Consider the following 26,822-nt stretch of genomic DNA (forward strand, 5'->3'; position numbering starts at 1 on the left):
GGTGGTCGATCAGAAGCGAAGGTCGATCGTACCGAACACCTGGCGCGGTGCCGAAGCATGGAACACGTACAGCTTGCCGGCCGGGTCGCTCGGCGCGAATACGCTCGAATCCAGGTTGCTGGCGTAGCGCTTGTTGGTCAGGTTGGTCACGTTGAACGACAGGCGCATGCCCTTGGCGAAGCCAATCTGGCCGAAGTCGTAGCCGCCGGCCAGGTCGAACACGGTGAAGCCGCCGAAGCCCTGGTCGTTGGTGTAGGTGTAGAAGCGTTCGCCGGTGTACTTGCCGCGCAGGCTGGCGAACCAGCCGTTGTCACGCCAGGTGATCTCGGTGGCCAGCAGCTGCTTGGGTGTATCGGTCTGGATCTTGCCCTTGATCTGCTGCTCGACACCGGCCTGCACGTAGTTGGAGGCGTAGGTCGAACGGTTCAGCGAGGCCGAGGTGTACCAGCTGAAGTGCTCGTTCGGGGTCCACAGCACGGTCAGCTCGGCACCGCGGCTGTCGACGCCGCCGACGTTGTAGAAGCGGTTGCCGCAGGTCGGGCCGACCGGCTGCCGCGAATCGCAGGGATTGTACTGCAGCAGGCGGTTGTCGAAGCGCACGCTGTAGGCTGCGATCGAGGCCTGCAGGGTATCGGTGACGAAGCGGTAGCCGGCTTCCAGCGAGCGCGACTCTTCCGGCTTCAGGTTGCCCTGGGCGTTCCAGGTGGCCTGGCTGACCGCCTGCGGGCCCAGCTTGAAGCCGCCCTGGAACATGGCGATGTTTTCGGCGTAGCTGGCAAAGATCTCGTGATGCTCGGCCAGGCGGAAGTTGGCGCCGATGCTGGGCAGGAAATTCCTGCTGGCCTTCAACGAGCCGGTGGCGAACTGGTTGTTGGAGGTCGGCGAGATCGGCGTCTTCGCATCGCCCGGCAGCGCCTGTGCATCGGAGGTGGCGTGCGGGCTCTTGGCGCCGAACTCCAGGGTCAGGCGGTCATCAAGCAGGCGCCAGGTGTCCTTCAGGAAGAACTGGTGGGTCTTCCAGCGCGTGCGCTGGGCGAACACGCCGACATCGGAGGGCAGGGTGTTCATGCCACTCAGGTCACGCGGGCCGTCCACGGCGGTCTGGTAGCGTTCGGCGCTGCTGGTGTTGCGTTCGTACCAGACGCCGCCTTCGATGCGATGTGCACCCAGCTCCCAGTCGAACGACAGCGTGCCGCCATCGCGGTCGATGGTGTAGATGGTGTTGCGGAAGATGATCGGAATCTCCTGCGCCGTACCCTTGTTCGACCAGGCGCCGCTGTTCCAGTTGTGGCCTTCGCCGCGGTCATCGTGGTGGTAGGCCAGGGCACGCAGGCTGAAGCCATCGGCCAGGAAGAAGTCGCCGGCCAGGTAGTAGAGGTTGTCATCGCGCAGGATCTGCCCGGCAGTGAATGCACCATCGGCGTCCTTGTCCGGGCCGCTGTTGTCGCACTTCTTCGCGTTGAGGCTGGCGGTATTGCAGTAGGCCTTGGCCACCGCCTTGTTCCAGTCCGGCGCATAGCCACCCCAGTCCCAACCAAGGCCGCGCGACATCTCGTCCTTGGACAGGTAGAAGTAGTCCGCCTGGGTGGTGCGCGAGGTATCGACGAAACCGGTGATCTGGCCGCGGCCGAAGTTCCACACGCCCTTGGCATTGAACTGCTTGGTGGTGGACGTGTCGTAGGCGGTCTGGTCGTTCCACAGATCAGAGACGGCGTTCATGCCGGAAACGTAGCCGGAGAAGCCGTTGTACTCGCCGCTGTCGACGCGCACGAAAGTGCGGCGGTTGGCATCGCTGCCGAAGGTCTGCACCACGCGGCCCCCCAGCTCCTGGGCTGGGCGGTCGGAGGTGTAGGAAATGGTGCCGCCGAGGTTGCTGGTGGACGGCGTGCCGAGGCTGCCGATGCCCACCGCCAGTTCGGCGCCGGCCATGTTCTCGCTGATCAGCGCACGGTTGATGGTCAGGCCGTTGTAGTTGTTGTACGCACCGTCGCCCAGCGGCACGCCGTCCAGTGTGTAGCCGAGGCGAGTGGAGTTGAAGCCGCGCAGGCCCAGGGTCATCGACTGTTCGTTGGTGCCCAGCGCATCGGCCGACTGCGCGTTGACGCCCGGCAGCAGGTTCAGGGTCTTCTGCAGGCTGGTGCCCGGCGGCAGGATGTCGAGGTTCTCGCGGGTGATGCGCTGCACCTGGCGCGCTTCACCGCTGCCGATCACCGAAACCGCATCGAGGTTGGTGGCGGAGGGCGTGCTGGAGGTCGGGGCAGCATCCTGCGCCCAGGCCGCGGGAGCGAGCGCCAGGGACAGCGCAGCGGCCAACAAAGTCTTCGTCATGTTACGGACACTCAGGCAGGCACGAGCCACCGCATGGGCGCGGAGCTCATGGAGTTCGAAAGGAGGGACAGCTGATGCGACCGCGGGCGCTGCGGATGCCGTGGGTCAACGTGAAAATGGTGCGCTAGACAGATGACTGTCTGGTGACACCGCTATGCGCGTGGCATGCCGATGCATGCATTGGTAGATGCCAACCTTGGTTGGCATGCGCGGCGTCGAACAGACGCTGCGCTGCTCTGTCGCAGGAGCGCCAACCAAGGTTGGCATCTACCGGGGCAGGTCAGGCTTGTCGGGTCAGGAGCGCCGAACGAGGTCGGCATCAATGTGCGATCAACCCGTGTTGCGCGGCTTGCGCGTGCGCTTTGGCTTTGCAGTATCACCGCCGCTGGCGGCGCCATCCTGCAGCGCCTGCAGCCAAGACAGGGTGTCCACGTAGTCGATGAAGTGGCGCAGGTAACCTGGGCTGGTCGACTGCATCGTGTCCAGCATGCGTTGCACCAGCACCGCCGAGTTCAACGGGCCGCCATCGGCCGGGGCCTCGGTGCGCAGCGAACGGCGTACCTGCAGTTCGCTGCGCAGCTCCGACCACTCGCGCTGCACCTGCTGCAGCATCGGCACCTGCGGGTAATGCGGCAGCGAACGCGATTCCGCATCGAGATCGCGCACCAGCGCGCGCAGCGCATCCAATGCTGGCGGCTTACTTGGCATCCGCGGCCTTGGGCTTGGGAATCGGTGCGATTTCCACGCGGCGGTTGCGCGCGCGGCCATCTTCGCTGGCATTGGAGCTGACCGGTTGCTCGCTGCCGAAGGCAGCGGCGAATACGGCGTCGGCCGGTACGCCGTCGGCGATCAGGGTGCGGGTCACGGTCAGCGACCGCTGCGCCGACAGCTCCCAGTTGTCGGCGAAGCGGCGGTTGCCTTCCCGCACCGGTGCGTCATCGGTGAAACCGCTGACCATCAGGATCTCTTCGCGCGTGCCGAGATAGGCCGCCAGCGGCGCGGCCAGGCTGCGCAGCAGTTCCTGGCCTTCCGGCTGCAGCTGGTCGGAGTTCAGCGCGAACAGCACGCTGCCGCTGATGCCGATGCGGCCATCGACCAGGGTCACGCGACCGGCGGCCAACGGGCCGGCCAGCGCCTGTTCCAGGGTCTGCAGGCGCTTGGCTTCGGCCTGGCGCTGCTTCACTTCCTGGTCCAGCCGCTGCGACAGCTCCAGCTGCACCGCGACCACACCGACCAGGATCAGCACGAACGCGCCCAGCAGCACCGACATCAGGTCGCCAAAGGCGGCCCAGATCGGGGCGTGTGAGCCGCCGTCGACCTCCAGCTCGTCGCTCATGCGCTGCCGGCCTTGCCGCGGCGCGCGGCCAGCTGCTGTAGTTCTTCCATCACCTGCTTCTGTGACAGCAGGCTGAGGTCGACCACCTCGCGCGCCTGCGCTACGTAGTAGGCCAGCTGCTCATCGCTGCGGGCCAGCGAGGCATCCAGTGCGCCGCCGATCTGTTCCAGGCGGCCGGACAGCTCGGTGGAGGCGCGGCCGAACTGCGCGACCGCTTCGCCGAAGGTGCCGGCCAACTGGCCAACGTCGCCCGCGCTGCCGCTGAGTGCTGCGGCAATGCCATCCAGCTTGCCGGTCTCGGCGGCGATACGGTCGGTGAAACGGTTGCCGACGCGTTCCAGCAGCTCGGCCGAACCGCCGACCAGCGCGTCCACCGCGGTGCGCTGCTCGTGCGAGGCGTGATTGATCGCATCCAGCAGGGTCTGCACGGTGGCCAGCAGGCGGCCGCGCTCTTCCAGCATCGCGTTGTCGCGCACCAGGCTCTCGGAGAGCGTGCTGCGCAGCTCGGTGATGACGTCGGCAGCAGCCTTCGGCGCAGCGGCCGCAGTCTGCAGCAGGGTGGACACTTCGGCCAGCGTGGCGCTGGCCTGGGCACGGCCGTTCTCGCCAATCTGCTGCGCGGTCTGTGCCAGCGTGTCGCAGACCTGCTGCTGCTGGGCGGCCAGGCGTTCGCCGTTGGCCTGCAGGCGTTCGGCCAGCTCCGTGGAAACGTGCTGCAGGGCATCGCTCCAGCGCTGCAGGCGCTGTTCGTCGCCGGCCTGTAGCTGGGTCTGCAGCGCGGCGTGGGCCTGCTGCAGTTCGGCGCTGACCGCGTCCCAGCGCGCCTGGCGCTGCTGCTCGCGGCTGTCCAGGCTGGCCTGCAGTTCGGCGTGCGCGGTCGCAGCGGCGGCCTGCGCGGCCTGCCACTGCTGCGAGCGCTGCTCTTCATGATCCTGCAGCAGCGACTGGCTGGCGCTGTGGTGCTGTTCAAGTGCCTGCAGCAGCGCCTGCGCACGCGCGTCCAGATGCTCGCTGGCGGCCAGCAACGCCTGCTGCTGGCGTTCGACCAGCGCAGTATTCAATGCCTGCTGCTGTTCGGCGGCGGCGCGCCAGGCCTCGGCATTGCCGTTGGCATCGGCCTGCAGGCGCTCGCCGATGCGCGTGACCAGTGCTTCGGCCTGCGTGCCTTGGCCGTCGCTGAAGGCCTGCAGGTGCTGGCGAAGATCGCTCACCAGTGCCTGTTGTACCTGGGTCTGCTCGCTCACTACCTTGGCCCAGCTGGCTTCCGTCGCCACGCGGCTGCGTTCGAAACCGACGCTCAGGCCAGACAACTGCTGCTGCACGGCCTGTTCGACACGGGCGTGCAGCGCTTCACCATGGTGCGCCAGGCCAGCCAGCGTGGTCTCGGCCATCGGCTGCAGCGCACCACCAATCGCGGCGGCACTGGCTTCGGCACCTTCGCGCAGCGACTGCTGCAGCGAGATGGCCAGGCGTTCCTGCAGCGCTTGGCTCTGGGTCAGGAACTCGGCCTGGCCGGCCAGCAGGCGCTCATTGGCGGCCGAACTATGCTGTTCAAAGGTGCTGGTCATCGCCTGCAGGCGGTCGACCAGCGCAGGCAGCGCGGCGGACTGTGCCTGCAGCAGGCGCAACGATTCGGCGCGCTGCCAGGCCTGCGAGTACGGGTGCAGGTCGCCGGCAATGGCGCGATCCAGCTGCTGTACGGCCTGCAGGCGGTCACGGCGCAGCAGCGCGGCCAGAAGGCCGAGCATGGCCGAGCTGGCCACACCAGCGATAGAGGTGCCGAATGCCACCGCCAGTCCCTGCACCGGCGACGCCAGCGAGCCGCGGATGGCGGCCATGTCGGTTGCGCTCTGCAGGGCCAGGCCGGTGCCACGCAGCGTGTCCATCATGCCCAGCAGAGTGCCGAGCATGCCCAGCAGCACCAGCAGGCCAACCAGGTACGGGGTCAGCACCGGCGCGGGCAGGGCGGTGCGCTCGCCTTCCACGCGCAGGCGCACGGCGTTGCGCAGGCCCATCGGCACGCGCTCCAGCCAGGGGGCAAGGCTTTCCTTCGCGCTGGACAGGTCACTCAGTGCGCTGCGCAGGCCGTTGCTGGCCTGGCGGTAGCGGTACAGCTCCACGCCACCGGCGATGTAGCAGGCCGCGATGATTGCCGCCACCGCTGCACCCAGCGGATGCACCGAAACGTAGCCAATGCCGATCCAGCACACGGCCAGCAGGCCGACAAGGAAAACAACGACATGGAAAGCAGTTCTGGACATGGTGTTCCGGTCAGTGGGAGCGCAGGGCGTCTTGCAGCCCTTCGATCGGGTGGAAGCGCAGCTGCAGCTCGGCAAGCAGCAGGGTGCGCATGTCATGGCGGAAGGCCGCGCGCCAGCCGGGCTGGCCGTGCACGCGTTCAAAACGGGCGCCGAGCACCGCCGGCGCGGTGGCCAGCAGGCTGTGCTCGCGCGGGGTGAGGGTCTGTTCCATCACCGCATCGACCTCGGCCAGCCGCGCCAGCTCAGGCGAAACCTGCACGAGTTGGTCGCGCAGGCGCCCACGCAGGCCCCCGGTGGCGGTCTGGATTGCCTGCTGCAGCACCCGGTAGCGCTGGCGCAGCGAGGCAAAGTTGGGCGCAGCGGCAGCTTCGGCCAGGTCCAGCAGACGCTCGGCCTCGGCATCCTCACTGATCGAGGCCAGCAGGCTGGCGTGGGCCTGGGCGCAGTCGGCCAGTACATCCTCGACTGCTTCGGCGGCCTCGCCGGGCTCGGGCAGGCGTCCGCCCAGCGCTCCGGACAGGGCCACGGCACGGCTCCAGTCCACCCACTGGCCGAGGCGATCGGTCAGGGCGGGACTGCTGGCCGGCATCGCGCCGTCGCTGAGACGGGCGAGCAGGCGGAGGAATTCCGGTCCACCCAGGACCGGCTGCGCTGCTTTCGCCATCAAGGGGTGAGGGGCCAAAAACCGTTGATTTTACAGCCAGATGACCCGGCCTGGATGAAGGCGGGGCGGGGGGAGGGGACCCGCAGGCGCGACAAGGCTTAGAATGACCGGCTGCACCCATTCCGTTCGACCCTTGGAGTACCCAATGACTGTTGCGCAGTTCTACCCGATCGGCACCCCCGGACAGCCCTGGGGCGACGCGGAACGCGCACAGTGGCGGGCCCGCCAGCAGCGTCAGCGCAGCTACCACGACGACGTGGTGGCCGCCCTTGAGCGCCTGGACGACAGCTTCGACGTGATCCAGTACGGCCAACTCGACTACGCCCCGGACCATTACCCGCTGTTCGCCGTGGTCAACCACAACTGGAATCCGGCGCTGCCGACCGCGCTGATCACCGGCGGCGTGCATGGCTACGAGACCAGCGGCGTGCATGGCGCCCTGCAGTTCCTGGAGCAGCAGGCCGAGCGTTACCTGGGCCGGCTGAACCTGATCGTGGCGCCGTGCGTCAGCCCGTGGGGCTACGAGCGCATCCAGCGCTGGAACCCGGATGCCATCGACCCGAACCGCAGCTTCCGTGACGGCGGCCAGATCGAGGAAGCCGCCGCGCTGATGCGCTGGGTGGCCGAGCGCAAGCCGAACCTGCTGGTGCACCTGGACCTGCACGAGACCACCGACAGCGACCTGCACGAGTTCGATCCGGCGCGCTGTGCCCGCGACGGCAAGCCGTTCGAGCGCGACACCATTCCGGATGGCTTCTATGTGATCGGCAACAGCGAAGATCCGCAGGCCGAGTTCCAGAAGGCGCTGATCGCTGCCGTCGCCCCGGTTACCCACATCGCCCCGGCCGACGCCGAAGGCAACCTGGTTGGCCTGCCGCTGCAGTCGCCGGGCGTGGTCTGGGGCGAATCGCGCTCGATCGGCGCCTGCGCCGGTTTCACCGATGCACGCTTTGCCACCACCACCGAGGTCTACCCGGACAGCCCGCGCACCAACCCGCAGGAATGCAACGACGCCCAGGTGGCGGCGGTGTGCGCGGGTCTGGATTTCGCCCTGGCGGCGCAGTAACGCATCAGCGCAGGGTCATACCCGGCGGGTTGGGCGGGGGCTAGCCCAGCAGGATCACGCCCCACACCGTGCCGACCATCAGCAGCGCGGTGGTCTGGGCGGCGCTGCCCATGTCCTTGGCGTTCTTGGAAAGCGGGTGGTGCTCCAGCGAGATGCGGTCGACCACCGCTTCGATGGCCGAGTTGAGCAGTTCCACCAGCAGGCTGATGAAGCAGACGGCCAGCACCACGGCCCGTTCGATCGTGCTGATGTCCAGCACGAAGGCCGCTGTCATCAGTAGTGCGTGCAGCAGCAATAGCTGCCGGAAGGCCGCTTCGCCACGGAAGGTAGCGATGAAGCCGTCGCGCGAATGGAGCAGCGTGTGGAAGATGCGGCGCAGGCCGGTCTTGCCATGCGGATATTTGCCGCTGTTCTTGGGGGGAGGTGGCTGCATGCCGGTCCTGCCATGAAGTGATCTCTTGGCAGCATGTGCAGGCGCGCGTCGGGAAAGCGTCGGACGCCCGTTGGATTTTCCTTCAACCGCCCTGGCGCTGCGCCTGGATGGCCTGATCAAGCGCATCCAGATCGTCGGTCGGCGAGGCCAGCCATGCCGGGTACGCCTCGGTCTCGACGAAGGCGGAGGATCGCAGCACGTCATCGAATGCCGGATTGTCCTTCTCCGCATGGCGCAGCAGGCCGGACATCAGCCCGCAGATGCGGACGGCCGCCTGGTAGGCACCCTGCAGCGATCCGGCCGGCTCGGTGACCGTGTTGAGGAAGGCCGCATAGGCCGGCCCATCGAAGACGAAGTCCTCGCGCTGCTGGAAGGCATCGCCGTTGAGGTTGGCTTCGCCGGAGACGTGCCGTGAGAATCCCCAGGACCAGATGTCGAGGAAACGCAGGTCATCCAGCATCCGGCGCGCATCGTCATTCAGCGCGACCGCGCCGGACAGAGCGTGCTCCAGCGTGGCCGCTGCGAACGGTTCGGTGCCCTCGTGGGCCAGGAAATCGGTCAGGCAGCGCAGGGCGCCGGAATGGTCTGGATCCAGCTGCAACGCCCGGTAGATCACGCGGGCGCCTTCCACATGGCGGCCTTGGGCGATGAAGATGTTGAGCGCGTGGTGGGCGAGCTGGTCGGCGTTGAGGTCGGCAATCCGGGTCATCGGGGTCTGGCTGGCGTGAACGGACGGTGTGCACAAGTCTGCCAGATCACTCATTCGGCCGGGCTGCGTGAATCGCGCATCGAGTAGATCACCGAGAAGATCTTCCAACCCCGCTCGGTGCGGACCAGCTGCCACATTTCCTTGCCCCAGTTCGTCTTCACACCATCGTCGTGGAAACTGTAGTTAAACGACACCGAGGCCACATCACCATCGGTCTCGATCTTCGTGTTGGAGAATTTCTCCTCCGTCGGTTTCGGCGAGGCAACGGCCCCGTCGATCAGCGCGATGAAGTTGTTGGCGGGAATCTGCCGTGCCTTGATCGCATCGGGCCTGGTCTTGCGGATGTCCTGCAGGCGCACGTCCTCGGAAACGACCTGCCAGCCGATGTCTTCCGCCTTGTCCGAGAAGAACAGGCCCATGTAGGTCGGCTTGTCCTTGTTGATCAACGAGGTGCGGAATGATTCGACCACCTGCTCGATCGCCTTGACGTCTGCACGGGCGTTCTGCGCGGCGTAGACCGGCAGCCACGCCGGGAGCAGAAGGGCGAGGGCGGCGAAGCGTGCACGTGCGTTGGGCATCATAGGATCCTGAGGAAGAGTGAGGTGGCGCTGGCGCATCACCGCGCGTAGGTTCGCCAGAAAAGCACGCGGTCTCCGGTCCTGTTCATGGCGACGAAGACCGATTTTCCGGATTCGGGCGTGCAGCGAAAGACGTGGTACGACGCGCTGAGCGTCGCGTCGCCAGGCCACCAGTATCGATTGAACGCAACAGGATCACTGTTGTCGAATGGGGTCGCCTGGCAATCCGCAGGCAGCTGCAGCGGCAACGCAGGGGGCTTGGTGAAGGCCAGCGCGCTGGTGTTGGAGTCGAGGTCGTGCACCTCGCGCAGGTCGGTCGCCTCGTGGGGCACCCAGCCGGGAATCCACCCTTTGTTCACCATGTCGGAGTCAAGCGCCTCCTGTAGGGTCTCGAACGAACTTTCCATCACTAGGCCGCAGGCGCATAGCGCGCTACAGAATGTCACGACAATGGCGCGCCTGGCCATTCCACCGGGGCTAGTCATCGTCGTCCTCCTCTGCGGAAAGCAGCCTACCCAGTTCTTCCGGCGGCAAGCGCTTGAGCCGCGCTTCCAGTTTCCGATCGTACGGCCGGTCATTGGGTTCGGTATGGCGCTGCGCCTTGCGCGCGTACTGCTGCATGAACAGACCGATCTCCTGCGCGATCCTGTCCTTCCGGCTCTTGCCTGCCATCGACGGGCGTCCCTGTGTTCATCCTGAATCATCGGTCGGCGCACGCTAGCACGGATGCCGGGCGCCACAACAGGCCGGTTTGACGTTGAAGAGTATCTGCGCGGATGGCGCGCGGGCGCGCGGCGCGGGAGGGGATCTGCCAATGAGGACGCCGATTTGGGGGCTTACCGGCCTGTCCGTGGCGTACGTTGCCGGTTGCTCGGCGATCTCAGTGTGGCATTCCCGCGCGCTTGCCTCGGTCCCGGTCGAGGCGAGCAGGGTCGAGGTACTCCGGGCGCTGGGGCAACCTGACGTGGTGGAGCACGCCGGTGTTCCCTTTGCCCGCTATGCCAGCAGTGGATGTAGTGGCCGCTGTGCGCAGCGATGGCGGTATGAGAACCGGTTGGGTTTGGATACCGAAGCCTGGTCGGTGGAGATGGAATGCTTCCGATTACGTACTCGTAAAGTCGCGCGTGACATCACCGTAGAAGACCGCAGCAAGCGCATGCGTATCCATCGTCCTTTCATCTTCATCGCAAGCCTGGCCCTGATGGCGTGGTGTACGTTGATGGGCGTGCTGGTGCTCATCTACGGCTTCAACGAGCAGGGCCTGCGCTGCGGCAGGCTGTGCTCACTGGAGGTTTCCATCCGCCAGATCTTTGGTGTTCGGGGATTCGAAATACTGGTGGTGATGGGGCTCTTTGCCAGAGCGCTGATGTGCGGGAGCGCTAATGTGCGGGTATGTCGCACTGCGGGAGGGCATGCATGCCGGGCGGCCGCAGAGGCAGGCGGGGCGCCGTGGACGCAAACACCGCCGACTGGGGCGACCCCGGTCGTAAGGTGTCTGCATCGAGGTAAATCGCTCCGTGTGGGGACGCTGCAGGTCGCTTCAGCGATGCAGGGCGTCGACGATCAGCCCGGTGGCGATCTCCACCAACAAGTACTCGTTGTCGGACTGGCGCACCCAGCGCCGGTCGCGGCCCGGCTCACGCAGGTGATAACGCGCATAGTCGTCCACCCAGTAACGGCGATCCACTTCGGCCCAAGGCAGGCGCTCACCACGTCGCCAGGCTTTGTTCTGCCAGCCCGGCGGCGGCGCATCACGGTTGTGTGGGCCGCCTGCATGCGGTGGCGGGCCGTTGCCGCGCGCGTGGTGCGGCGGATCGGCGAAGGCGGGAGCCGCGGCGAGTGCAGCGGCCGTGCTCACGGCAATGGCAAGCAGACGTATGGATGTCATCGGGATGCCTCCGTCATGGCCGCGTTATGCGGCGCTGTGAGCGCGAATGTACGGCAGGCCGTGTGAATGAATACGGGCGTGGGCATGGCTTTCATGAACAGATCGCGTTGCGGCTGCTGCTGCGAAGACGACCTCAGCGGACCGCGCCATTGGCCGCGTCGCCCGCAGCCCAGCCACCACCCAAGGACAGGAAAAGATCCATCTGGCGGTCAATGCGCTGCGCGCGCGAGGCGGCCAACGCGGACTCCGCATCTGCCAGCGCGGCCTGGGCCGAAAGCACATCGAGAAAATCGATCCTGCCGAAACGGTAGAGTTGCTGTGCCTGCCCGGCGGCCCGCGCTGCGTCCTCACGCGCCTGCGCCAGGCTGCGCTCGCGGTCGAGCTCCTGCGCGCAGGCAGAAAGCGCGGTCTCGGTCTGGCGCAGTGCCTGCAGCACGATGCCGTCAAAGGATGCGAGAGCGGTATCTGCATTGGCACCGGCCGCTGCGATGCGGGCCTTGGCTACGCGGCGGTTGGGCCAGTGCCATGACAGCACGGGACCGATGCTCGCACCGAAGCCGTCGGCCGACAGCAGATGCGCCGGCGCGCCAGCCACGCCCGAAGAAGCGCCCAGGATGATCTGCGGATAGAGGCTCGCGGTCTCGGCGCCGATCATTGCAGTTGCGGCGGCCAGGCTGCGTTCGGCTGCGCGTATGTCAGGGCGCCGCTGGAGCAGCTGCCAGCCGTCACCGACCGGCAGCGCCTGCTCCAGCTCAGGGGGCCGAGGGCAAGCTTCGGCCTCCTTGGGATAGTCCGCCGGGAGCCTGCCCATCAGTGTGGCCAGTTCGAACAGTGCGGCCTGGCGTTCCGCCAGCAGGTGCGGTACCCCCGCCGCGCTGCGGTTGACGGCGGCACCGGCACGGCTGACATCGAAGCCCGTTCCGCGCCCGCCTGCAGCCAGGCGACGGGTTGCCTCCAGCGTGGCGTGCTGTATCGCCAGCACCTGCTGGGTTGCAGTGAGCGTGTGATTGCTGGTGCACACCTGGAGATAGGCACGGGTGACGGCAGCAGCGACGACCACGCGGACCTGGTCCCGTGCCGCAGCGACGGCCTCCGCGTCCGCGTTGGCGGCTTCGATGCCGCGGCGGATGCCGCCTGCAAGATCCAGCGGGAAGGAGAGGTTAACGCTCAGCGCATAGGACTGCGGTGCGGCCGACGCCTGGGTGTAACCACCGGCATGGGTGAGCGTGCCCGATGCATCCACTTCGGCCTGCACGGAACCGCGCGCACTGTACTCCAGCACGGTTGCGCTGGCGCGCCGAAGGTTGGCATCGGCGGCGCGGAGGTCGGTATTGGCCGCCAGTGCTTCGCGTACGTAGGCGTCAAGCCGGGGGTCACCATACAGTTGCCACCATCGATCCGGTGGCGCGTCGTGGCTGAACGATGCCTCCTGCGCCGCGATAAACGTCCGCGACGCCCGGGGGGAGGCAGCGACCGCACTCGCAGGCAGGTGATAGTCGGGGCCGGACACGCAGGCCGTCATCGGCAGCAGCAGGGCAAGCAGCCCACCACGTACTGTTCGCAAGCTCACTTGCAGGCTCCCTGTGCCGAGGGCGTGATGGTCACGTTCGCAGTGCGGCCGACGATCAGACGCGTATCCGACGGAGCATCATCGATACGGATGCGTACCGGGATGCGCTGTGCCAGTCTCACCCAAGTGTAGGTCGGCGCCACGGCCGGCAGCAGGTTGTGCGTGTTCGATCGCTGATCGTCGGCAATACCAGCGGCGATGGTGTCCACGTGTCCGCGGACGTCGTGGTCGTCGCCCATCAGGCGGGCCACGGCGGCATCGCCTTCGGTGATGCAGCCCAGTTTGGTTTCCTCGAAGTAGCCCTCGATACGCAGGCTGCGGGTGTCGATCAGCGCCAGCGCCTGCGCACCAGGTTGCAGGTAGTCGCCCGCGTGCAGGTCGAGGTTGGTGATGATGCCATCGGTGGTCGCGCGCACCTCGGTGCGTTGCACGTTGAGCTGGGCAACGCGCTGTTCGGCCCGTGCCTGCGCCAGGGCGGCCAGCTCGGTATCGACCTTGGCGGCATTGCGTTCGCGGATTTCCGACGCGACCAGGTTGCCAAGTGCGTTGTCCCGCGACGATTCGCGGCGGGCCAGCGCCAGCGTGGCGCGTGCGCTGCTGACCGCTGCGTCGGCCTTCTCAAGCGTGGCAGCGAAGCGCGGTTGATCCAGCACCAGCAGCAGTTGACCTGCGCTGACCTGCTGGTTGTCGTGCACCAGTACCTGGGTGACCAGTCCACCTATGTCCGACGCAACGCGCACCACATCGGCGCTTACCCGTCCATCCCGTGTCCACGGGCGCGTTTCGTAACGTTTCCAGATGGACAGGGAGGCGACGACGGCGATCGCAAACACAATCAGCGTTGCACTCCAGCGCCCGATGACAGCAAGCGTGTGTTTCATTTCATTTCTCGAACAGGGGCGTGAGCCGGATCATCAGCTCTGCCAGGATCACGAACAGGGACAGGCCCACCAATGGCCGCCAGGCGAACAACCGGTACAGACCGAGGCTGGCGAGCAGGCGTGAGGCCAGCACCGACAACGCCATCGCGGCGACGGCTACGGCGAGCAGGCCGGGAATGAGCACGCCATCAATGGAAAAATCAGAAAACATGTGGTCAGTGCCGATGGGTAAGCGGGGATGCCAGCAGGTCGCGGCGCAACCCGCAGAGCAGGTGCGACAGATGCCCCTGATCAGCCCCGCTGCTGGCCGCCGCTGCCTCGCGCATGCGGTCCAGCAGTTCCAGAAGATGGATGTCGACACTGCGTGCCGAGTGGGCGCGAACCCTGAAATGTGCAGCGACGCGTTCGATCAGCGCCGCATGAAGCGCCCGGACCTGCGGGTTGTGCAGGCACTTGTCCAGTGCGCGGAGTTGGTTGGATGCACGTGCCGCACGAACGTCCGCAAACAACGCTCGCAGGTCATGTGCTGCGCTGGAATGGCCCTGCAACCTGGGAGCGAGCAGCCCGACTCGATCCAGCACGCGGCTGAGCCAGGTGCGGGTCACACCGCCTTGTCCGGCGGCGTGTCGTGCGATGTCCCGACGGATCGAATGCTCCAGCCGTGCGCGGTTGCGGCCCGCATCTGCGGTCTGGAACAGCTGCATGCTGCACAGTGCCACCGCCGTACCCACGAACAACGCAACGCTGCTGTTGAGTGCGCCGACGATGTTGACCGTATTGGTCGCGCCCAGGCCTGCGATGAGCGGGAAGGTCAGCACCACGCCCAGGGCGGCCATGATGAAGGGCGGCCGGGCCAGGAACGATCCGCACAGCAGCAGCACCGGCGCCAGCGCGACAATCAGGCCGACAATATCGGACAGCGTGGGGAAGATCAGCAGACCGTAGAGCAGGCCGACGGCAACGCCGATGCACGATCCCACCAGGTAGCGCATGACATGCGGTGCCGGCGCTTCGAGGGTGCCGAACAGAACGCATGCAGTGCCGATGATGGACACCGCCGTGGCGCCGTCAGACCAGCCCGTAATGATCCACAGCACGCAGCTTAGCAGGATGCCCACGAACGCCCCCAGCGCGCTGCGCGCTGCGATCCTGTGGTCCCGGTGAATCATTGCGCCCTGCGCATTCCGCGAAAGACGGTCAGGCACCTGCAGGCGCCAGTCGGGGCGCGCAGTGTGCAGTTGTGCCTGCAGCACGCGGCAGTCGGCGTGGGCAAGGTCGAGTTCGGCCCGTTGCGCGGTGAGGCTGGCCTGCAGCAGATCGCGCCAGCCCGTTGCATCCATTGCGCCGGCCTGCGGTGAACGCAGCCGGGCGACGGAATCTTCCACCGCGCTGGACAGCATCAGTACGTCCAGCATCCGGTCATGCAGGGCGCGCAGGATCTGTACCTGGGCCACGCCGTGGGCGCTGTCGAAGGGCAGGTGGATCGACAGCACATGCAGCTCGAGCAGGTCGGCAGCCACTTTCGAACGGTCCGTTGCCAGCACCGTGTTCGATGCACCGGCGCGCATGTCGCGCGTCCATCGTTCCGCATCATCGAGCACGGCAGCAACCCGCGCGTGCACGCGCATCGAGACCCGGCGCGGCAGCACCAGCCCATGTACCAGCGTTGCGGCCAGGATGCCGATGGAGATTTCCTGCACCCGCGTGATGGCAATGGTGAACACATCTCCCGGCACCATCACCGCAGGAAAACCAATCAGGCTGGTGGTATAGCCGGCCAGCAGGAACGCGTACGCACGTGGCGTGCGGTCGAGCATCGCCAGATACAGGCACAGTGCCATCCAGGTGGCGAGCGCGGCGCTCAGCACCAACGGGGCATTGGCGAAGCGTGGCACCAGCGCGACGGTGGCGATGGCCCCACCCACGGTACCGAGCAGGCGGAACAGACCTCGGCTGAGGGTTGCGCCGGACAGTGGCTGCGACACCAGATAGACCGTGCCGATCACCCAGAACGGGCGGTTCAGGCCGATTCGCAGAGAGACATACAACCCCAGCGACGCGGCGAGCAGGCATTTGAGCGAGAACAGTACCGCCTCCTGGTCGGTCCTGAGGGCAGGGCTCTTCAACCGTGCAAATGCCTGGAGCACGTGGGGGAGGAACGGGGTGGGAGAGTGCATGCGGCTCATGCTAGTGATCGGCCGCCATGGCGAATTTCGCTACAATGACAACCAATCGCTAAAACCGGTCAATGTGAGAATGGCTCGCATTTCGCTCCCTGGCTTTGACCTGGACCCGGACGAGACCGATCGCCCGGCGGTCGCCAGCCGCCTCCAGGTGGCCGAGCACGACGCGGAAATTCCCGTGCATGAGCACCGCAAGGGCCAGCTCATTCTTGCGCTGCATGGGGCGGTGACCTGCGAAGTGGCCAATGCGCTGTGGATCGTGCCGCCCCAGTGTGGCGTCTGGATTCCGGGTGGCATGCCGCACAGCAACCGCGCCACCGCCAACGCGCGCCTGTGCTACCTGTTCGTCGAGCCCGGCATCGTCGAACTGCCAGCGCAGTGCGTGACGCTGGCGATCTCCCCGATGCTGCGCGAGATGATCCTACACCTGGCCGACGCGCCACTGGACTATCCGCATGGCAGTCACGCCGATCGGCTGGCGCGGGTGCTGCTGGACGAACTGGTGCAGATGCCGGCCGAGCACCTCTCGCTACCTGTCAGTAATCACCCGAAGGTGCGGGCGTTGGCTGCGGCGCTGTCGGCTGATCCGGCAGACCGCAGCACCATCAGTCAGTGGGCCATGCGCCTGGCCCTGGGCGAGCGCACGTTGACCCGGCTCATCGAACGGGAAACGGGATTGTCCTTCGGGCGCTGGCGGCAGCAGCTGCATCTGCTCATCGCCATTCGTGAACTCGCCGGCGGTGCACCAGTGCAACGCGTTTCCGAGACGCTGGGCTATGAGTCGGTGACAGCCTTCATCACGATGTTCAAGAAGGCGCTTGGTCTTTCCCCGACACGGTATTTTGCGGTGCGCCTGCGGGGGCAGTAGCCGGAGACAATCCGGAAAGCCATTGCCTGGAACAACTACTTCAGGATGCCGATGACCAATTGAATCGCGGCCACGACCGCAGCAGGGTCCTCGCGCTGGAGGGTGTGTCCGGTCGACAGATAGCGATGCGTACCGCGCGTGAACCCGAGAAGAGCAGGGCGTGCTGTGCCTTCCAGAGTGCTTTGCCCGCTGCGGTTTCTTCGAAGAACAGCGGTTCAGCCGCGAGCTTCGTTGCAGTCAGCAGCACCACCGGCACGTCCGGCATTGAGCGTGGGGTCTCCGCACCGGGCGCATCCAGTTGTTCGGTCAGCACCGCGTAGTCGGCAACCATGGCCGGCGGCAGCATTGCCCGCAGCTGGGCATCGTCTGCCTGCACGCGTGCACTGTCGGCCTGCTTGAACGCGTGGCGCTGTCCCATCGTGGTATGCATGGATACGTTCTGCACTTGTGGCCTGGCAACCCAGTGTGCAATTTGCGGGAATGTTCCATAAGCAGATCAGGGGGAAGACATGCAGTTGATCCTGGCGGTGGCTCTGGCTGTGCTGGCAATGCCGGCTGCTGCGCTGGAGGCGGCAACGCCTGCGCAGTTCGATAGCCATGTGGTACATGACCCGGCCCTGGGTGACATTGGCTGGCACATCGACAACCTCAACCCGGAGGAAAAGGGACCGCTCGTGGTATGGCTGCCAGGCTCAGGTGCCTTCCCGCACTTCCAGCGTTTCAGCGACGGCAGCCAGGGAACCAGTTTTCCCCGCGATCTCTTCGCATTTCGCGACCGCGCGCACTTCCTGCTGGTGGACAAGCCCGGGATCCCGTTCTCTGCTGATATGCGGCTGGACGAGGCAACAGGAAGACCTGTGCAGCTGGATGGGCCCATCTATCGAGCGGGGCTTGCGCGCGACAATCTGATCGCGCGCACGGTGAAGGCCATTGCAGCCGCACGCCGCACGCTGGGGGCCAGGGTCGATCAGGTCGTGATCATGGGCGGATCCGAGGGAGCGCAGTATGTCTTTGCTGTGGCAGGCCAGGCACACGCGGACAAGGCCATGGGATGGGGCGGACTGGCCTTGCCGCAGTACCACGACTTCATCATCGAGCAACGGCTGCGTGCCGAACGGGGCGAGATCACCCGCGCCGAAGCGCAGGCCGCCGTCGAGGAGGTCTTCGCGGCCATCAAGGCTATCCATGCCAATCCGCTCGGCCTGGAGCAACAGTTCATGGGCGAGACCAACCGGCGCTGGTCCGGGTTCGGTGCGCATGCCGTGGTGGACGACATGCTGGCACTGAAGATTCCGCTGCTGTTGGTGCAGGGCGGTGACGATGACAAGGCCCCAATCATCAACACCGATTTTGCGATGGTGGCGTTCCTGTCCCGTGGTCGCAGCAACCTTGACTACTGGGTCTATCCGGAGGCCGACCACGGGATGCGGGTGACTGATCCCGCGCGTCCGGGCAAGCGCATCTCGATCGCACCGGAGATTTGGACACGTGTCTGGGCGTGGGTGACGAAGCAGCCCTGAGCGGGTGATGGTGGCGGCTCCCTCACGGACAGTAGATGAACGGGGGACGAGGCAGCCTGACACTTCTGCTCTGCCCGTCGACCGGAGCGTCGCACGACGTCACACGTCCACCTGCAACCGCCCCACCGCCTGCGTGCACAACGACTGGCTGGCCAGTACCAACCCCTCCATCACCCGGTCGCCCACGTACTCTTCCGGTTCGCCGTTCTGGCGGGTGCGTTCGGCCGCCAGCAGCATTTCCAGCACCACCCGCAATCCATTCAACGCACAATCGGCATCGGCCAGGGCCAGGCAGCGGCCGGTGAGCTGATGTCGCTCCGGCCAGGGTTGCCCGTCAGCCGCCGCACCGGAGCCGATGCGGTTGAGGTTGGCAATGAAGGTGTTCCTGTCCACTGCGGGCGCAGTCTGTGGCGAACCGTCGTCGTGGGCGGTGCTGCGGTAGGCGTGCAGGTGGGGGAAGTCCGATTCGTTCATGGCAAGGCTCCGTGCAGGGCAATCGGTAGCCGCCACCCGAAAGGTGGCGGGCGGTACGTGGTTCGAATCCGGGTTGGCCTCAAGCCGGCGGGCGCGAACGCCCCCAACGCACCGCCCGCCATAGCCGGCAGACGGATTGCCAGCCGGCGCCACGGAATGTGGACGCCGACTGGCAAGCGCAATCACTCAGGACCAACTCGGGATTCGAAACCCGGCCACCCTTTTTCCGGTGGCACGCCATCTGAGCCCCTGGCGCTGTGCAATGCCAATCAGAAGAATTGCAAACATCACTCGATTGCAGACGCTTTCGGCATTCTCCCACGCTGTTAAGCACCGCCAGCGCTGGCTGGCGCGGTGATCCGCCCGCACCGTGCAATCTGCGACAGATGTCGAGGTTGGGAAGCGGGAGGGAGCGAGTGGGGAGGGGCGATGGCGACAGGCGCTGCAGGGAGGGCGCCTGAGTCGAGCATGGCTGACCTCTACAGACGTCAAAGCGTGACGTGCGACTCGGGTTGACGTTCCCAGCCACCAAGCGCAGGCTGGTCCGGCACGTTTCCTGACTAGCTAGAAGGAGACTTATGACCGCCACCGCTTCCTTGCACCCAACCCCCGACGCCCAGGGTCGTTCCCGCCTCTGGAGCGTGTTCTGGCTGCAGGGCGTCATTCCCAGCAACATTCTGTGGGCCGTGGCCCTCTGGGCGCTGGCCAACCAGCGCACGCCGCTGCTGCTGGGGGTATTTGCCGTGCTGCTGCTCTATACCGGCTGGATCATCCCGGCGGTCTGGCGGGCGGCGCCCACCGCGCACAACCCGAACCTGGGCGTGGCCGCGCGCGGGCTGACCGTGGCCTGGGGGCTGAACACCGTGCTGGTGATCTTCTTCCTGACCCTGCAGCTGGTGGCTCAATAGAACTGAACAGGCTCGCCGCCCCGGTCGAAGGCGGCGAAGCGGCCGATCTGACCGTCATGGATGGCGTTGACCATCAGCTTCAACGGGCGGGCGGCCTCATCGCTGTTGGGTGCGAAACCGGCGCGACCGTCCAGCGCCGCCACGAACATCAGGTCCCAGTCGATGCCGGTGGTGGTCGACTCGGCCGCCAGCGCCTGGAAGCTGGGCACCTCGGCCGGCAGCTTGTCCACGCACAGCACCGGCGACAGGGTGCCGCCCTCGCGGCGGTCATGCCGGTCGCGCTGGTCACCGGTGGGCGATTCGGGCAGCTCGGCGCGCACGAATACGAACAGCAAGCGTTGCGGTTCAGCCTGCTGGCCTGCGGCGTGCAGCAACTGCTGGAAATCGTTCATCATCATGAGGGTTGTCACACGCCCGCTGCACCGAAAGCCGCATGCTGCCACAACGCCTGCCGCGCGGGGCCGAAGGCGATTGATTTAAGTCATGCCCATGGAACTGACTGCCGCGTACTCTGGCAATCGTTCCAGCAGACGAGGGTTTCCGGGCCGTTCCGGGCACAGGCAAGACGGTGGAGCAACTAGGTGGACCAGCCATGAGCCAACTCACCGACGGTTTTGGACGCAGCTTTCCATACCTGCGCCTGTCGTTGACCGAAGCCTGCAACTTCCGTTGCAGCTACTGCCTGCCCGACGGTTACCAGGCCGATGGCCGCCCGCGCTTCCTGCAGGTGGATGAAATCGCGCGCCTGGTGCGCGCGTTCGCCGCGCTGGGCATGAGCAAGATCCGCCTGACTGGTGGCGAACCCAGCCTGCGCAAGGACCTGGACGAGATCATCGCCACCGTGGCGGCGGTACCGGGCATCCGCAAGGTGGCCATCACCACCAACGGCACGCTGCTGCCGCGTCGCCTGCCGGGTTGGCACCGGGCCGGCCTGACCGCGCTGAACGTGAGCATGGACAGCCTGCAGCGCGAACGCTTCAGGACCATCACCGGGCATGACCGCCTGCCGGAGATCGAACAGGGCCTGGCCCTGGCGCAGGCGTTGGGCCTGCCGGCGATCAAGCTCAACGCGGTGCTGCTGCGCGGCTTGAATGATGACGAGCTGCCGCAGTGGATGGATTACCTGCGCGACCGTCCCTTCAGCGTGCGCTTCATCGAACTGATGCGCACCGGCGACAACGAAGCCTATTTCCAGCGCCACCACCTGCGCGCCGACGTGGTGATCGAGCAGCTGCTCGCCGCTGGCTGGCACGAGCGTCCGCGCGCGGCCGATGCCGGCCCGGCGCGTGAGTTCGGTCACCCCGACCATCGCGGCAGCATCGGCATCATCGCCCCGTATTCGCGTGACTTCTGCAAGGGCTGCAACCGCCTGCGGGTGACCGCCAAGGGCGACCTGCGGCTGTGCCTGTTCGGCGAGTTCGGCGTGCCGCTGCGCCCGCTGCTGCAGAGCGACGATGACCACGACGCCCTGCTGGCACGCATCACCACACAGCTTGGCCTGAAAGCGGCCGGGCATGGACTGCACCAGGGCCAGACCGGGCTGACCCCGCACCTGGCCTCCATCGGAGGATGAGCAACACGATGAGTGGGGAATTGAATGCGGCCTTCCATATGGCCGATGTCCGCGACAAGCGCATCACCCGCCGCCGCGCGGTGGCGGTGGGCGAGCTGCATGCCGGGCCGGTGGCCTATCCGCTGATCGTCGAGCGCCGCCTGCCCAAGGGCGATGCGCTGGTGATGGCCGAGATTGCCGGCCTGCAGGGCGCCAAGATGGCCTCGATGCTGATGCCGCTGTGCCACCCGCTGCCGCTGGAACTGGTGCAGGTGTTCTGCGCGCCGGTGCCGGAGCGGCAGGCGATTCGCGTGTGGTGCGAGTGCGCCAGCGAGGCGCGCACCGGCGTGGAGATGGAGGCACTGGCTGGCGTCAACGCGGCGCTGCTGACCCTGTACGACCTGAGCAAGCCGGTGGAACCCGCGCTGCGCATCGAAGGCATCCGCCTGCTGTTCAAGGAAGGTGGCAAGCGCGGCGTGTGGCTGCACCCGGACGGCATGGATGATGCCGAGCGCGCGCGCTTCAAGCCGCGTGCGCCGAAGGGCCTGGAGGGCGCGGCCTGCGCGGTGATCACGCTGAGCGATCGCGCCAGCGACGGCACCTACGAAAATATCTCTGGCCCGACCCTGGTTGCCGGCGTGAAAAAGCTGGGTGGTGAGGTCGTGGCCGCCGAGGTGTTGCCCGATGGCATCGAGCCGTTGGCGGGCCGCCTGCAGGCCTTGGCTGCCGAAGGCGTGCGCCTGTGCCTGTGCACCGGTGGTACCGGGTTGGGCCCGCGTGACCTGACCCCGGAGGCGCTGCGTTCCTTGAACGCGCGGCCGGTGCATGGCCTGGCGCAGATGGTGCGGGCACTGAGCGCACAGCACACGCCGATGGCCTGGCTGAGCCGCGCCGAAGTAGTGCAGCTGGGCGGCATGCTGGTGTTCGCACTGCCGGGCAGCCCGAAGGCAGCGGCGCAGTGTCTGGATATTCTGGCGCCGGTCCTGGGTCACGCCCTGGCCATGGTCGATGGTGGTGGTCACGCATGATTACCTACAGCGAGGCCTTGCAGCACCTGCTGGACGCGGCCACGCCGCTGTCGGCCGAGCACCTGCCGCTGCATGAGGCCGGCGGCCGCACCCTGGCCAGTGACATCATCAGCGGGCAGTCGCTGCCGCCGTTCGACAATTCGGCAATGGACGGCTTCTCGCTGCGTGCCAACGGCGCGACGTTCGAAGCCGGTACCGAATTCGCGGTGCAGGGTTGGCAGGCGGCCGGCGATGCTGGCGCCGAAGGCGGCGAGGGTGCCTGGGAAATCATGACCGGTGCGCGCATGCCGGTTGGGCTGGATACGGTGGTGCCGGTCGAGAACGTGGACATCCTCGCCAGCGAGGATGGACGCCCGACCCGCATCGCCTTGAAGGGCACGGTGAAGCCGGGCCAGAACGTGCGCCTGCGCGGCCAGGATGTGAGCGACGGGGAACGTGTGCTGCAGGCCGGGCAGGTGCTGGACATCAATGCGCGCACCCTGCTGCATGCCATCGGCGTGGGCCAGGTGGCGGTGGTGGCGCGGCCGAAGGCGGCGGTGATCGCCACCGGCAAGGAGCTGGTGACCGAGGCGGCGCAGACGCTGGAATCCGGCCAGATCCGTGACAGCAACCGGCCGTATCTGGTGGGTCGCCTGCAGGCCGCCGGTGCCGAAGTGGTCTGGCAGGGCACCGTGGGCGATGACGTGGCCGCGTTCAATGCGGTGCTGGATGATGCGCTGGCTGCCGGCGCGCAGCTGCTGATCAGCACCGGCGCGGTGTCGGCCGGCCGCTACGATTTCGTTCCCGATGCACTGCGTGGCCGTGGTGCGCGCATCGTCTTCCACAAGGTGGCGATCCGCCCGGGCAAGCCGCTGCTGTTCGCGGTGCTGCCCAATGGCGCGCTGTATTTCGGCCTGCCTGGCAACCCGGTCTCGGCCGCCGTGGGCCAGCGCTTCTTCGTGGAGCCGGTGCTGCGCCGCCTGCTGGGACTGGCACCGGAAGCCGTGTTGCAGCTGCCACTGCGGGCCGACGTGCGCAAGCCGCCGGGCCTGCGCTTCCACGCGCGGGCGCGGGTGGAAGTGGACGGTCAGGGGCGCCTGAGTGCGCGCGTGCTGTCCGGGCAGGAGTCGTTCCGTTTGATGTCCATGCTGCAGGCCAACGCCTGGGTGGTGCTGGAGGCCGAGGGCGACCTGGCCACCGCTGGCACGCCGGTGCGGGTACAGGGCTGGGGTCACCATGACCCGGTGCAGCTGGCGAGCCAGGAGTCATGATGAAACAGGTGAATCTGCAGTTGTTTGGCGCGTTTTCCGATCTGGATGCCAGCCGCGAGATCGCGGTGGAGGTGGCCGGTGGCACCGTGGCCGACCTGCGCCAGGCGCTGCGCGAGCTGCTGCCGCTGCGCTGGCCAGGTTTCCGCGCGGGCCTGCTGGACTACTCGGCATTTGCCGACCAGCAACGCGTGCTGCGTGACCACGAGGCGCTGCCCGACGATGGCCGGGTGGCGATCCTGCCGCCGGTGAGCGGGGGCTGAGCGATGAGCGAGAAGATCATCGCCAAGGTGGTGGACCGCGCGCAGGCGGCGATCGATCCGGCCGAGGGCATCGCGGCGGTGTCCGATCCGGGGTTCGGTGGCATCGATGTGTTCATCGGCAAGGTGCGTGATGTCAATATCGGTCGGCCGGTGAACGGGATCACCTACGACCTGTTCGAACCGTTGGTGCTGAACGAGTTCAAGCGCTTGGCTGCCGAGGTCGAGGCCACGTTTGGTCCGAAGCTGAAGCTGTATGTGGCCCACGCCAAGGGCCGCCTGGGTATCGGCGATGTGGCGGTGGTGGTGGCGGCCGGCAGCCCGCACCGGGACGAGGCGTTCCGGGCCTGCCGGCAGTTGATCGAGGTGGTGAAGCACCAGTGCCCGATCTGGAAGCAGGAGCATTACGAGGACGGCGACAGCGAGTGGAGCGAGGGTTGCAGCCTGTGCCATGCGGACAGCGAGCCCGCACATGCCCATGACCATGCGCACGACCACCACCATTGAGTCCGCTGCAGCCACGCGTGGCGTGGCTCTACCATGAATGGAACCATCAACGGCATCGTGCTGGCCGGTGGCCTGTCCAGCCGGATGGGGCGCGATAAGGCGCTGCTGCCGTGGAAGGGGCGCACCCTGCTGGAACATATGCGTGGCCTGCTGCTGCAGGCCGGCGCCGAACGGGTGTGGGTGAGCGGCGACTATCCGGCCTTCGGCGGCATCCCCGATCAGGTGGCGCGCTGCGGTCCCCTGGGTGGACTGCACAGCGTGATGCAGCAGATGCCCGACAGCCCGGCCTGGGTGGTAGCGGTGGATACGCCGTTGCTGGCGCCACGGCTGCTGCAACGGCTGGCTGCCGAGGGGCGGGGCGCGTGCACGATCTTTGACGGGCATCCCTTTCCCATGCGGTTGAATGTGGACAATGCCACTCGTAGCGTGCTGGCCGCGATGCTGGATGATGCGCAGGGGCCGCGCTCGGTACAGGCCTTCCAGCACCGCCTGCAGATGCACGCGCTGCTGCTGGAAAGCGTTGACGAAGCCTGCCTGGTCAACTGCAATACCCCCGAACAATGGGAGGATGTTGCGTCATGAAAGTGCAGTTGCAGGATCAATCAGTACGGCTTCGCCTGGACGAGGCCGAACTGGCGCGCCTGCTGGCCGGTGAATCGGTCGAGAACATGACCCGCTTCGGCGGTATTGAAGGTTGGGGCATGGCGGTGTCGCTGCATGGCGGCGAGCAGCCCGTGTTGCTGGACGCAGGCACCTTCTGCCGCCTGGTGTTGCCGCGCCCGGCCGTTGAGGCCTTGGCTGCACGGCTGCCTTGCCGTGACGGCCTTCCGTTCGACATTGCCCTGGAAGATGGCGGCCAGCTTCAGCTGCAGTTCGATGTGGACGTGCGCGACAGCGTACGCCAGCGCGGGGTGACCCGCCGCACCACCGCGCCTTCGGTTTGACATTTGTCAGGGGCAGGGTGGAAACCGCCCCCTGATTGATCCAGATCAACCCCGTCGTTGTTGCTGCGCGGCCTAATGGCTGCATGACGACGGGTCACAACTTGAAAGCAGTACCCACGTCATTCCACAGCCTTGGAGCCATGTATGACCGTCGGTAGCGATCCTGTTGTCCGCAGCACTGCCAGTCCAGGTCGCGTCATCAGCGACTGGACGCCGGAAGACCCCAGCTATTGGGAGCGCACCGGCAAGCGGGTCGCCACCCGCAACCTGGTCATCTCGATCCCCTCGCTGCTGCTCGCCTTCTCGGTCTGGGTGCTGTTCTCAGCGGTGTCGATCAGCCTGCCGAAGATCGGCTTCAACTTCAGCACCGACCAGCTGTTCTGGCTGGTGGCGCTGCCCAGCCTGTCCGGCGCAACCCTGCGCATCTTCTATTCATTCGTGATCCCGATCTTCGGTGGCCGCCGCTGGACCGCGCTGTCCACGGCCTCGCTGCTGGCGCCGACGCTCTGGCTCGGCTTTGCGGTACAGAATCCGGCCACGCCGTACTGGGTGTTCGTGGCCATTGCGATCCTGTGTGGGTTCGGTGGCGCGAACTTCTCCTCGTCGATGTCCAACATCTCCTTCTTCTACCCCAAGCAGAAGCAGGGCCTTGCGCTGGGCCTGAACGCCGGCCTCGGCAACGTGGGCGTGTCGGTGGCGCAGGCGGTGATTCCGCTGGTCATCACCGTGGGCGTGTTCGGTGCGCTGGGTGGTGCACCGCAGCCCGCGGTGGAGGGTGGGGCACCACTGTTCCTGCAGAACGCAGGCTTCATCTGGGTGCCGGCCATCGCGCTGTGCGCCATCGCGGCCTGGTTCGGCATGAACGACCTGACCAGTGCGCGTTCGTCGTTCTCCGAGCAGGCGGTGATCTTCCGCCGCAAGCACAACTGGCTGATGTGCTGGTTGTACATCGGCACCTTCGGTTCCTACATCGGCTTCTCGGCCGGCTTCCCGATGCTGGTGAAAAGCCAGTTCCCGGACGTGAACCCGCTGGCCTACGCCTTCATCGGCCCGCTGCTGGGTGCATTGATGCGTTCGGTGGGCGGCAGCATGGCGGACCGCTGGGGCGGCGCACGCCTGACCTTCTGGGTGTTCGCGCTGATGATCGCGGCAGTGTTCGGCGTACTGCACTTCCTGCCCAGTCACGGCCAGGGCGGCAACTTCTACGGTTTCCTGCTCAGCTTCATGGCGCTGTTCGTGCTCAGTGGCATCGGCAACGGCACCACCTTCCGCATGATCCCGGTGATCTTCCGCACCCTGCATGAGCGCTGGTCGGCCAGCGACAACGCCGAGGGCAAGGCTGCTGCTGCCCACCAGGCCAGCATCGAATCGGCGGCGGTGGTCGGTTTCTCCGGTGCGATCGGTGCCTATGGCGGTTTCTTCATTCCCAAGAGCTACGGCTCGTCCATCACCTTGACCGGCAGCCCCGACATGGCGCTGTACGGATTCGTTGTTTTCTATGTCACCTGCCTGGCCGTGACCTGGTGGTGGTACTACCGGCGCGGTGCCGAGACACCCTGCTGACGACATGAAAACGCACCGCAGCCAGATGACACACACAGCCACGATGCCGATGTC

At 66.5% G+C, this 26,822-nt stretch carries 29 protein-coding genes and 1 pseudogene; 12 read left to right on the forward strand and 18 right to left on the reverse strand.

Annotated features, from left to right (window positions below):
* Positions 1–9 precede the first annotated feature (9 nt).
* The 5 genes from V9K93_RS14335 to V9K93_RS14355 all read right to left on the reverse strand — a co-directional run bounded on the left by V9K93_RS14335 (position 10) and on the right by V9K93_RS14355 (position 6,589).
* Positions 10–2,328, reverse strand: a complete 2,319-nt coding sequence (locus V9K93_RS14335; protein ID WP_136637871.1) for a TonB-dependent receptor — start codon at positions 2,326–2,328, stop codon at positions 10–12.
* Between the two features lie 330 nt (positions 2,329–2,658).
* Complete coding sequence (locus V9K93_RS14340; protein WP_136637872.1) at positions 2,659–3,096, reverse strand: DUF2894 domain-containing protein; 438 nt, start codon at positions 3,094–3,096, stop codon at positions 2,659–2,661.
* Entirely contained in the window at positions 3,026–3,664 is a 639-nt protein-coding gene (locus V9K93_RS14345) for an OmpA family protein (protein ID WP_046986176.1), read from the reverse strand. The genes V9K93_RS14340 and V9K93_RS14345 overlap by 71 nt, the downstream gene beginning before the upstream one ends.
* The gene (locus tag V9K93_RS14350; protein ID WP_136637874.1) at positions 3,661–5,925 is read right to left on the reverse strand and encodes a DUF802 domain-containing protein; all 2,265 of its coding nucleotides are present in this window, start codon (positions 5,923–5,925) and stop codon (positions 3,661–3,663) included. Before V9K93_RS14350 ends, V9K93_RS14345 begins: the two co-directional genes overlap by 4 nt.
* 10 nt (positions 5,926–5,935) lie before the next feature.
* A complete protein-coding gene (locus V9K93_RS14355) occupies positions 5,936–6,589 on the reverse strand; it encodes a DUF3348 family protein (protein WP_046986178.1) in 654 nt (217 codons plus the stop codon).
* A 145-nt stretch (positions 6,590–6,734) separates the two neighbouring features.
* On the opposite strand from V9K93_RS14355, the gene V9K93_RS14360 reads away from it, so the two are divergent.
* Positions 6,735–7,655 carry a M14 family metallopeptidase gene (locus tag V9K93_RS14360; RefSeq protein ID WP_136637876.1) on the forward strand — a complete coding sequence of 307 codons (921 nt, stop codon included), beginning with the start codon at positions 6,735–6,737 and terminating at the stop codon, positions 7,653–7,655.
* Between the two features lie 40 nt (positions 7,656–7,695).
* On the opposite strand, the gene V9K93_RS14365 is transcribed toward V9K93_RS14360, so the two are convergent.
* From V9K93_RS14365 to V9K93_RS14410, 10 genes are all read right to left on the reverse strand, one after another.
* Positions 7,696–8,088, reverse strand: a complete 393-nt coding sequence (locus V9K93_RS14365) for a diacylglycerol kinase (RefSeq protein ID WP_046986180.1) — start codon at positions 8,086–8,088, stop codon at positions 7,696–7,698.
* A gap of 82 nt (positions 8,089–8,170) precedes the next feature.
* Positions 8,171–8,797 (reverse strand): hypothetical protein, encoded by a 627-nt coding sequence (locus V9K93_RS14370; RefSeq protein ID WP_337302756.1) that lies wholly within the window; start codon positions 8,795–8,797, stop codon positions 8,171–8,173.
* A 50-nt stretch (positions 8,798–8,847) separates the two neighbouring features.
* On the reverse strand, positions 8,848–9,378 hold the full coding sequence (locus V9K93_RS14375) for a Cif family virulence factor (protein ID WP_337302757.1): 531 nt from the start codon (positions 9,376–9,378) through the stop codon (positions 8,848–8,850).
* A 35-nt stretch (positions 9,379–9,413) separates the two neighbouring features.
* Positions 9,414–9,782 carry a YbbD-related protein gene (locus V9K93_RS14380; RefSeq protein WP_248298387.1) on the reverse strand — a complete coding sequence of 123 codons (369 nt, stop codon included), beginning with the start codon at positions 9,780–9,782 and terminating at the stop codon, positions 9,414–9,416.
* 70 nt (positions 9,783–9,852) lie between these two features.
* A complete protein-coding gene (locus V9K93_RS14385; RefSeq protein WP_136637880.1) occupies positions 9,853–10,047 on the reverse strand; it encodes a hypothetical protein in 195 nt (64 codons plus the stop codon).
* An 868-nt stretch (positions 10,048–10,915) separates the two neighbouring features.
* On the reverse strand, positions 10,916–11,263 hold the full coding sequence (locus tag V9K93_RS14390) for an RcnB family protein (RefSeq protein ID WP_136637881.1): 348 nt from the start codon (positions 11,261–11,263) through the stop codon (positions 10,916–10,918).
* Between the two features lie 133 nt (positions 11,264–11,396).
* Positions 11,397–12,833, reverse strand: a complete 1,437-nt coding sequence (locus tag V9K93_RS14395) for an efflux transporter outer membrane subunit (RefSeq protein ID WP_337302758.1) — start codon at positions 12,831–12,833, stop codon at positions 11,397–11,399.
* Positions 12,830–13,714 (reverse strand): HlyD family secretion protein, encoded by an 885-nt coding sequence (locus V9K93_RS14400; RefSeq protein WP_136637883.1) that lies wholly within the window; start codon positions 13,712–13,714, stop codon positions 12,830–12,832. The genes V9K93_RS14395 and V9K93_RS14400 overlap by 4 nt, the downstream gene beginning before the upstream one ends.
* Before the next feature lies 1 nt (position 13,715).
* Positions 13,716–13,925: a DUF1656 domain-containing protein gene (locus V9K93_RS14405; protein ID WP_337302759.1), complete on the reverse strand. Its 210-nt coding sequence runs from the start codon at positions 13,923–13,925 to the stop codon at positions 13,716–13,718.
* A gap of 4 nt (positions 13,926–13,929) precedes the next feature.
* Positions 13,930–15,900, reverse strand: coding sequence for an FUSC family protein (locus V9K93_RS14410; protein ID WP_337302760.1), 1,971 nt, complete (start codon positions 15,898–15,900; stop codon positions 13,930–13,932).
* A gap of 70 nt (positions 15,901–15,970) precedes the next feature.
* Here V9K93_RS14410 and V9K93_RS14415 point away from each other — a divergent pair, with 70 nt between their 5' ends.
* Entirely contained in the window at positions 15,971–16,765 is a 795-nt protein-coding gene (locus V9K93_RS14415; protein ID WP_308517799.1) for an AraC family transcriptional regulator, read from the forward strand.
* 35 nt (positions 16,766–16,800) lie between these two features.
* On the opposite strand, the pseudogene V9K93_RS14420 reads toward V9K93_RS14415, so the two are convergent.
* Positions 16,801–17,186 (reverse strand): annotated as a pseudogene (locus tag V9K93_RS14420) (alpha/beta fold hydrolase); the annotation flags it as partial.
* 88 nt (positions 17,187–17,274) lie between these two features.
* On the opposite strand from V9K93_RS14420, the gene V9K93_RS14425 reads away from it, so the two are divergent.
* Positions 17,275–18,285, forward strand: coding sequence for an alpha/beta hydrolase family protein (locus V9K93_RS14425; protein ID WP_136637886.1), 1,011 nt, complete (start codon positions 17,275–17,277; stop codon positions 18,283–18,285).
* Positions 18,286–18,384: 99 nt separating this feature from the next.
* Here the strand turns inward: V9K93_RS14425 and V9K93_RS14430 are convergent, their stop codons facing one another.
* Positions 18,385–18,759 (reverse strand): hypothetical protein, encoded by a 375-nt coding sequence (locus V9K93_RS14430; protein ID WP_337302761.1) that lies wholly within the window; start codon positions 18,757–18,759, stop codon positions 18,385–18,387.
* Between the two features lie 578 nt (positions 18,760–19,337).
* Between V9K93_RS14430 and V9K93_RS14435 the strand changes: the two genes are divergently transcribed.
* Positions 19,338–19,667: a hypothetical protein gene (locus tag V9K93_RS14435; RefSeq protein ID WP_065723468.1), complete on the forward strand. Its 330-nt coding sequence runs from the start codon at positions 19,338–19,340 to the stop codon at positions 19,665–19,667.
* Here V9K93_RS14435 and V9K93_RS14440 read toward each other — a convergent pair.
* Positions 19,661–20,065: a ribonucleotide reductase subunit alpha gene (locus V9K93_RS14440; protein ID WP_337302805.1), complete on the reverse strand. Its 405-nt coding sequence runs from the start codon at positions 20,063–20,065 to the stop codon at positions 19,661–19,663. The genes V9K93_RS14435 and V9K93_RS14440 overlap by 7 nt on opposite strands.
* A gap of 194 nt (positions 20,066–20,259) precedes the next feature.
* Between V9K93_RS14440 and moaA the strand changes: the two genes are divergently transcribed.
* The 8 genes from moaA (at position 20,260) to V9K93_RS14480 (ending at position 26,768) form a co-directional block, all read left to right on the forward strand.
* Positions 20,260–21,240, forward strand: coding sequence for a GTP 3',8-cyclase MoaA (gene moaA / locus V9K93_RS14445; protein ID WP_008265266.1), 981 nt, complete (start codon positions 20,260–20,262; stop codon positions 21,238–21,240).
* 8 nt (positions 21,241–21,248) lie between these two features.
* Complete coding sequence (moaCB, locus tag V9K93_RS14450) at positions 21,249–22,247, forward strand: bifunctional molybdenum cofactor biosynthesis protein MoaC/MoaB (protein ID WP_046986189.1); 999 nt, start codon at positions 21,249–21,251, stop codon at positions 22,245–22,247.
* Positions 22,244–23,497 carry a molybdopterin molybdotransferase MoeA gene (locus V9K93_RS14455; protein WP_337302762.1) on the forward strand — a complete coding sequence of 418 codons (1,254 nt, stop codon included), beginning with the start codon at positions 22,244–22,246 and terminating at the stop codon, positions 23,495–23,497. Before moaCB ends, V9K93_RS14455 begins: the two co-directional genes overlap by 4 nt.
* Complete coding sequence (locus V9K93_RS14460; RefSeq protein WP_005416856.1) at positions 23,497–23,757, forward strand: MoaD/ThiS family protein; 261 nt, start codon at positions 23,497–23,499, stop codon at positions 23,755–23,757. The genes V9K93_RS14455 and V9K93_RS14460 overlap by 1 nt, the downstream gene beginning before the upstream one ends.
* A gap of 3 nt (positions 23,758–23,760) precedes the next feature.
* Positions 23,761–24,261, forward strand: a complete 501-nt coding sequence (locus V9K93_RS14465) for a molybdenum cofactor biosynthesis protein MoaE (protein WP_125895830.1) — start codon at positions 23,761–23,763, stop codon at positions 24,259–24,261.
* A gap of 33 nt (positions 24,262–24,294) precedes the next feature.
* Complete coding sequence (gene mobA / locus V9K93_RS14470) at positions 24,295–24,843, forward strand: molybdenum cofactor guanylyltransferase (RefSeq protein ID WP_337302763.1); 549 nt, start codon at positions 24,295–24,297, stop codon at positions 24,841–24,843.
* The gene (locus tag V9K93_RS14475) at positions 24,840–25,205 is read left to right on the forward strand and encodes a DUF7009 family protein (RefSeq protein ID WP_136637891.1); all 366 of its coding nucleotides are present in this window, start codon (positions 24,840–24,842) and stop codon (positions 25,203–25,205) included. Before mobA ends, V9K93_RS14475 begins: the two co-directional genes overlap by 4 nt.
* A 144-nt stretch (positions 25,206–25,349) precedes the next feature.
* The gene (locus V9K93_RS14480) at positions 25,350–26,768 is read left to right on the forward strand and encodes a NarK family nitrate/nitrite MFS transporter (protein WP_337302764.1); all 1,419 of its coding nucleotides are present in this window, start codon (positions 25,350–25,352) and stop codon (positions 26,766–26,768) included.
* Positions 26,769–26,822: the final 54 nt, after the last annotated feature.

The sequence above is a fragment of the Stenotrophomonas sp. CCNWLW162 genome (genome assembly GCF_037203745.1).
In the GTDB taxonomy this organism is placed as follows: Bacteria; Pseudomonadota; Gammaproteobacteria; order Xanthomonadales; family Xanthomonadaceae; genus Stenotrophomonas; species Stenotrophomonas maltophilia_AQ.

Bases quoted from the DNA above. Each gene is read 5' to 3' on its own strand.
- moaA (WP_008265266.1), top strand. From the start codon at position 20,260: ATGAGCCAACTCACCGACGGTTTTGGACGCAGCTTTCCATACCTGCGC.
- mobA (WP_337302763.1), top strand. From the start codon at position 24,295: ATGAATGGAACCATCAACGGCATCGTGCTGGCCGGTGGCCTGTCCAGC.
- V9K93_RS14460 (WP_005416856.1), top strand. From the start codon at position 23,497: ATGAAACAGGTGAATCTGCAGTTGTTTGGCGCGTTTTCCGATCTGGAT.
- V9K93_RS14435 (WP_065723468.1), top strand. From the start codon at position 19,338: ATGACCGCCACCGCTTCCTTGCACCCAACCCCCGACGCCCAGGGTCGT.
- V9K93_RS14360 (WP_136637876.1), top strand. From the start codon at position 6,735: ATGACTGTTGCGCAGTTCTACCCGATCGGCACCCCCGGACAGCCCTGG.
- V9K93_RS14465 (WP_125895830.1), top strand. From the start codon at position 23,761: ATGAGCGAGAAGATCATCGCCAAGGTGGTGGACCGCGCGCAGGCGGCG.
- moaCB (WP_046986189.1), top strand. From the start codon at position 21,249: ATGAGTGGGGAATTGAATGCGGCCTTCCATATGGCCGATGTCCGCGAC.
- V9K93_RS14430 (WP_337302761.1), bottom strand. From the start codon at position 18,759: ATGAACGAATCGGACTTCCCCCACCTGCACGCCTACCGCAGCACCGCC.
- V9K93_RS14365 (WP_046986180.1), bottom strand. From the start codon at position 8,088: ATGCAGCCACCTCCCCCCAAGAACAGCGGCAAATATCCGCATGGCAAG.
- V9K93_RS14410 (WP_337302760.1), bottom strand. From the start codon at position 15,900: ATGAGCCGCATGCACTCTCCCACCCCGTTCCTCCCCCACGTGCTCCAG.
- V9K93_RS14370 (WP_337302756.1), bottom strand. From the start codon at position 8,797: ATGACCCGGATTGCCGACCTCAACGCCGACCAGCTCGCCCACCACGCG.
- V9K93_RS14415 (WP_308517799.1), top strand. From the start codon at position 15,971: ATGGCTCGCATTTCGCTCCCTGGCTTTGACCTGGACCCGGACGAGACC.
- V9K93_RS14400 (WP_136637883.1), bottom strand. From the start codon at position 13,714: ATGAAACACACGCTTGCTGTCATCGGGCGCTGGAGTGCAACGCTGATT.
- V9K93_RS14455 (WP_337302762.1), top strand. From the start codon at position 22,244: ATGATTACCTACAGCGAGGCCTTGCAGCACCTGCTGGACGCGGCCACG.
- V9K93_RS14375 (WP_337302757.1), bottom strand. From the start codon at position 9,378: ATGATGCCCAACGCACGTGCACGCTTCGCCGCCCTCGCCCTTCTGCTC.
- V9K93_RS14335 (WP_136637871.1), bottom strand. From the start codon at position 2,328: ATGACGAAGACTTTGTTGGCCGCTGCGCTGTCCCTGGCGCTCGCTCCC.
- V9K93_RS14355 (WP_046986178.1), bottom strand. From the start codon at position 6,589: ATGGCGAAAGCAGCGCAGCCGGTCCTGGGTGGACCGGAATTCCTCCGC.
- V9K93_RS14345 (WP_046986176.1), bottom strand. From the start codon at position 3,664: ATGAGCGACGAGCTGGAGGTCGACGGCGGCTCACACGCCCCGATCTGG.
- V9K93_RS14350 (WP_136637874.1), bottom strand. From the start codon at position 5,925: ATGTCCAGAACTGCTTTCCATGTCGTTGTTTTCCTTGTCGGCCTGCTG.
- V9K93_RS14390 (WP_136637881.1), bottom strand. From the start codon at position 11,263: ATGACATCCATACGTCTGCTTGCCATTGCCGTGAGCACGGCCGCTGCA.
- V9K93_RS14440 (WP_337302805.1), bottom strand. From the start codon at position 20,065: ATGATGATGAACGATTTCCAGCAGTTGCTGCACGCCGCAGGCCAGCAG.
- V9K93_RS14380 (WP_248298387.1), bottom strand. From the start codon at position 9,782: ATGGAAAGTTCGTTCGAGACCCTACAGGAGGCGCTTGACTCCGACATG.
- V9K93_RS14340 (WP_136637872.1), bottom strand. From the start codon at position 3,096: ATGGCCGCGCGCGCAACCGCCGCGTGGAAATCGCACCGATTCCCAAGC.
- V9K93_RS14475 (WP_136637891.1), top strand. From the start codon at position 24,840: ATGAAAGTGCAGTTGCAGGATCAATCAGTACGGCTTCGCCTGGACGAG.
- V9K93_RS14425 (WP_136637886.1), top strand. From the start codon at position 17,275: ATGCAGTTGATCCTGGCGGTGGCTCTGGCTGTGCTGGCAATGCCGGCT.
- V9K93_RS14385 (WP_136637880.1), bottom strand. From the start codon at position 10,047: ATGGCAGGCAAGAGCCGGAAGGACAGGATCGCGCAGGAGATCGGTCTG.
- V9K93_RS14480 (WP_337302764.1), top strand. From the start codon at position 25,350: ATGACCGTCGGTAGCGATCCTGTTGTCCGCAGCACTGCCAGTCCAGGT.
- V9K93_RS14405 (WP_337302759.1), bottom strand. From the start codon at position 13,925: ATGTTTTCTGATTTTTCCATTGATGGCGTGCTCATTCCCGGCCTGCTC.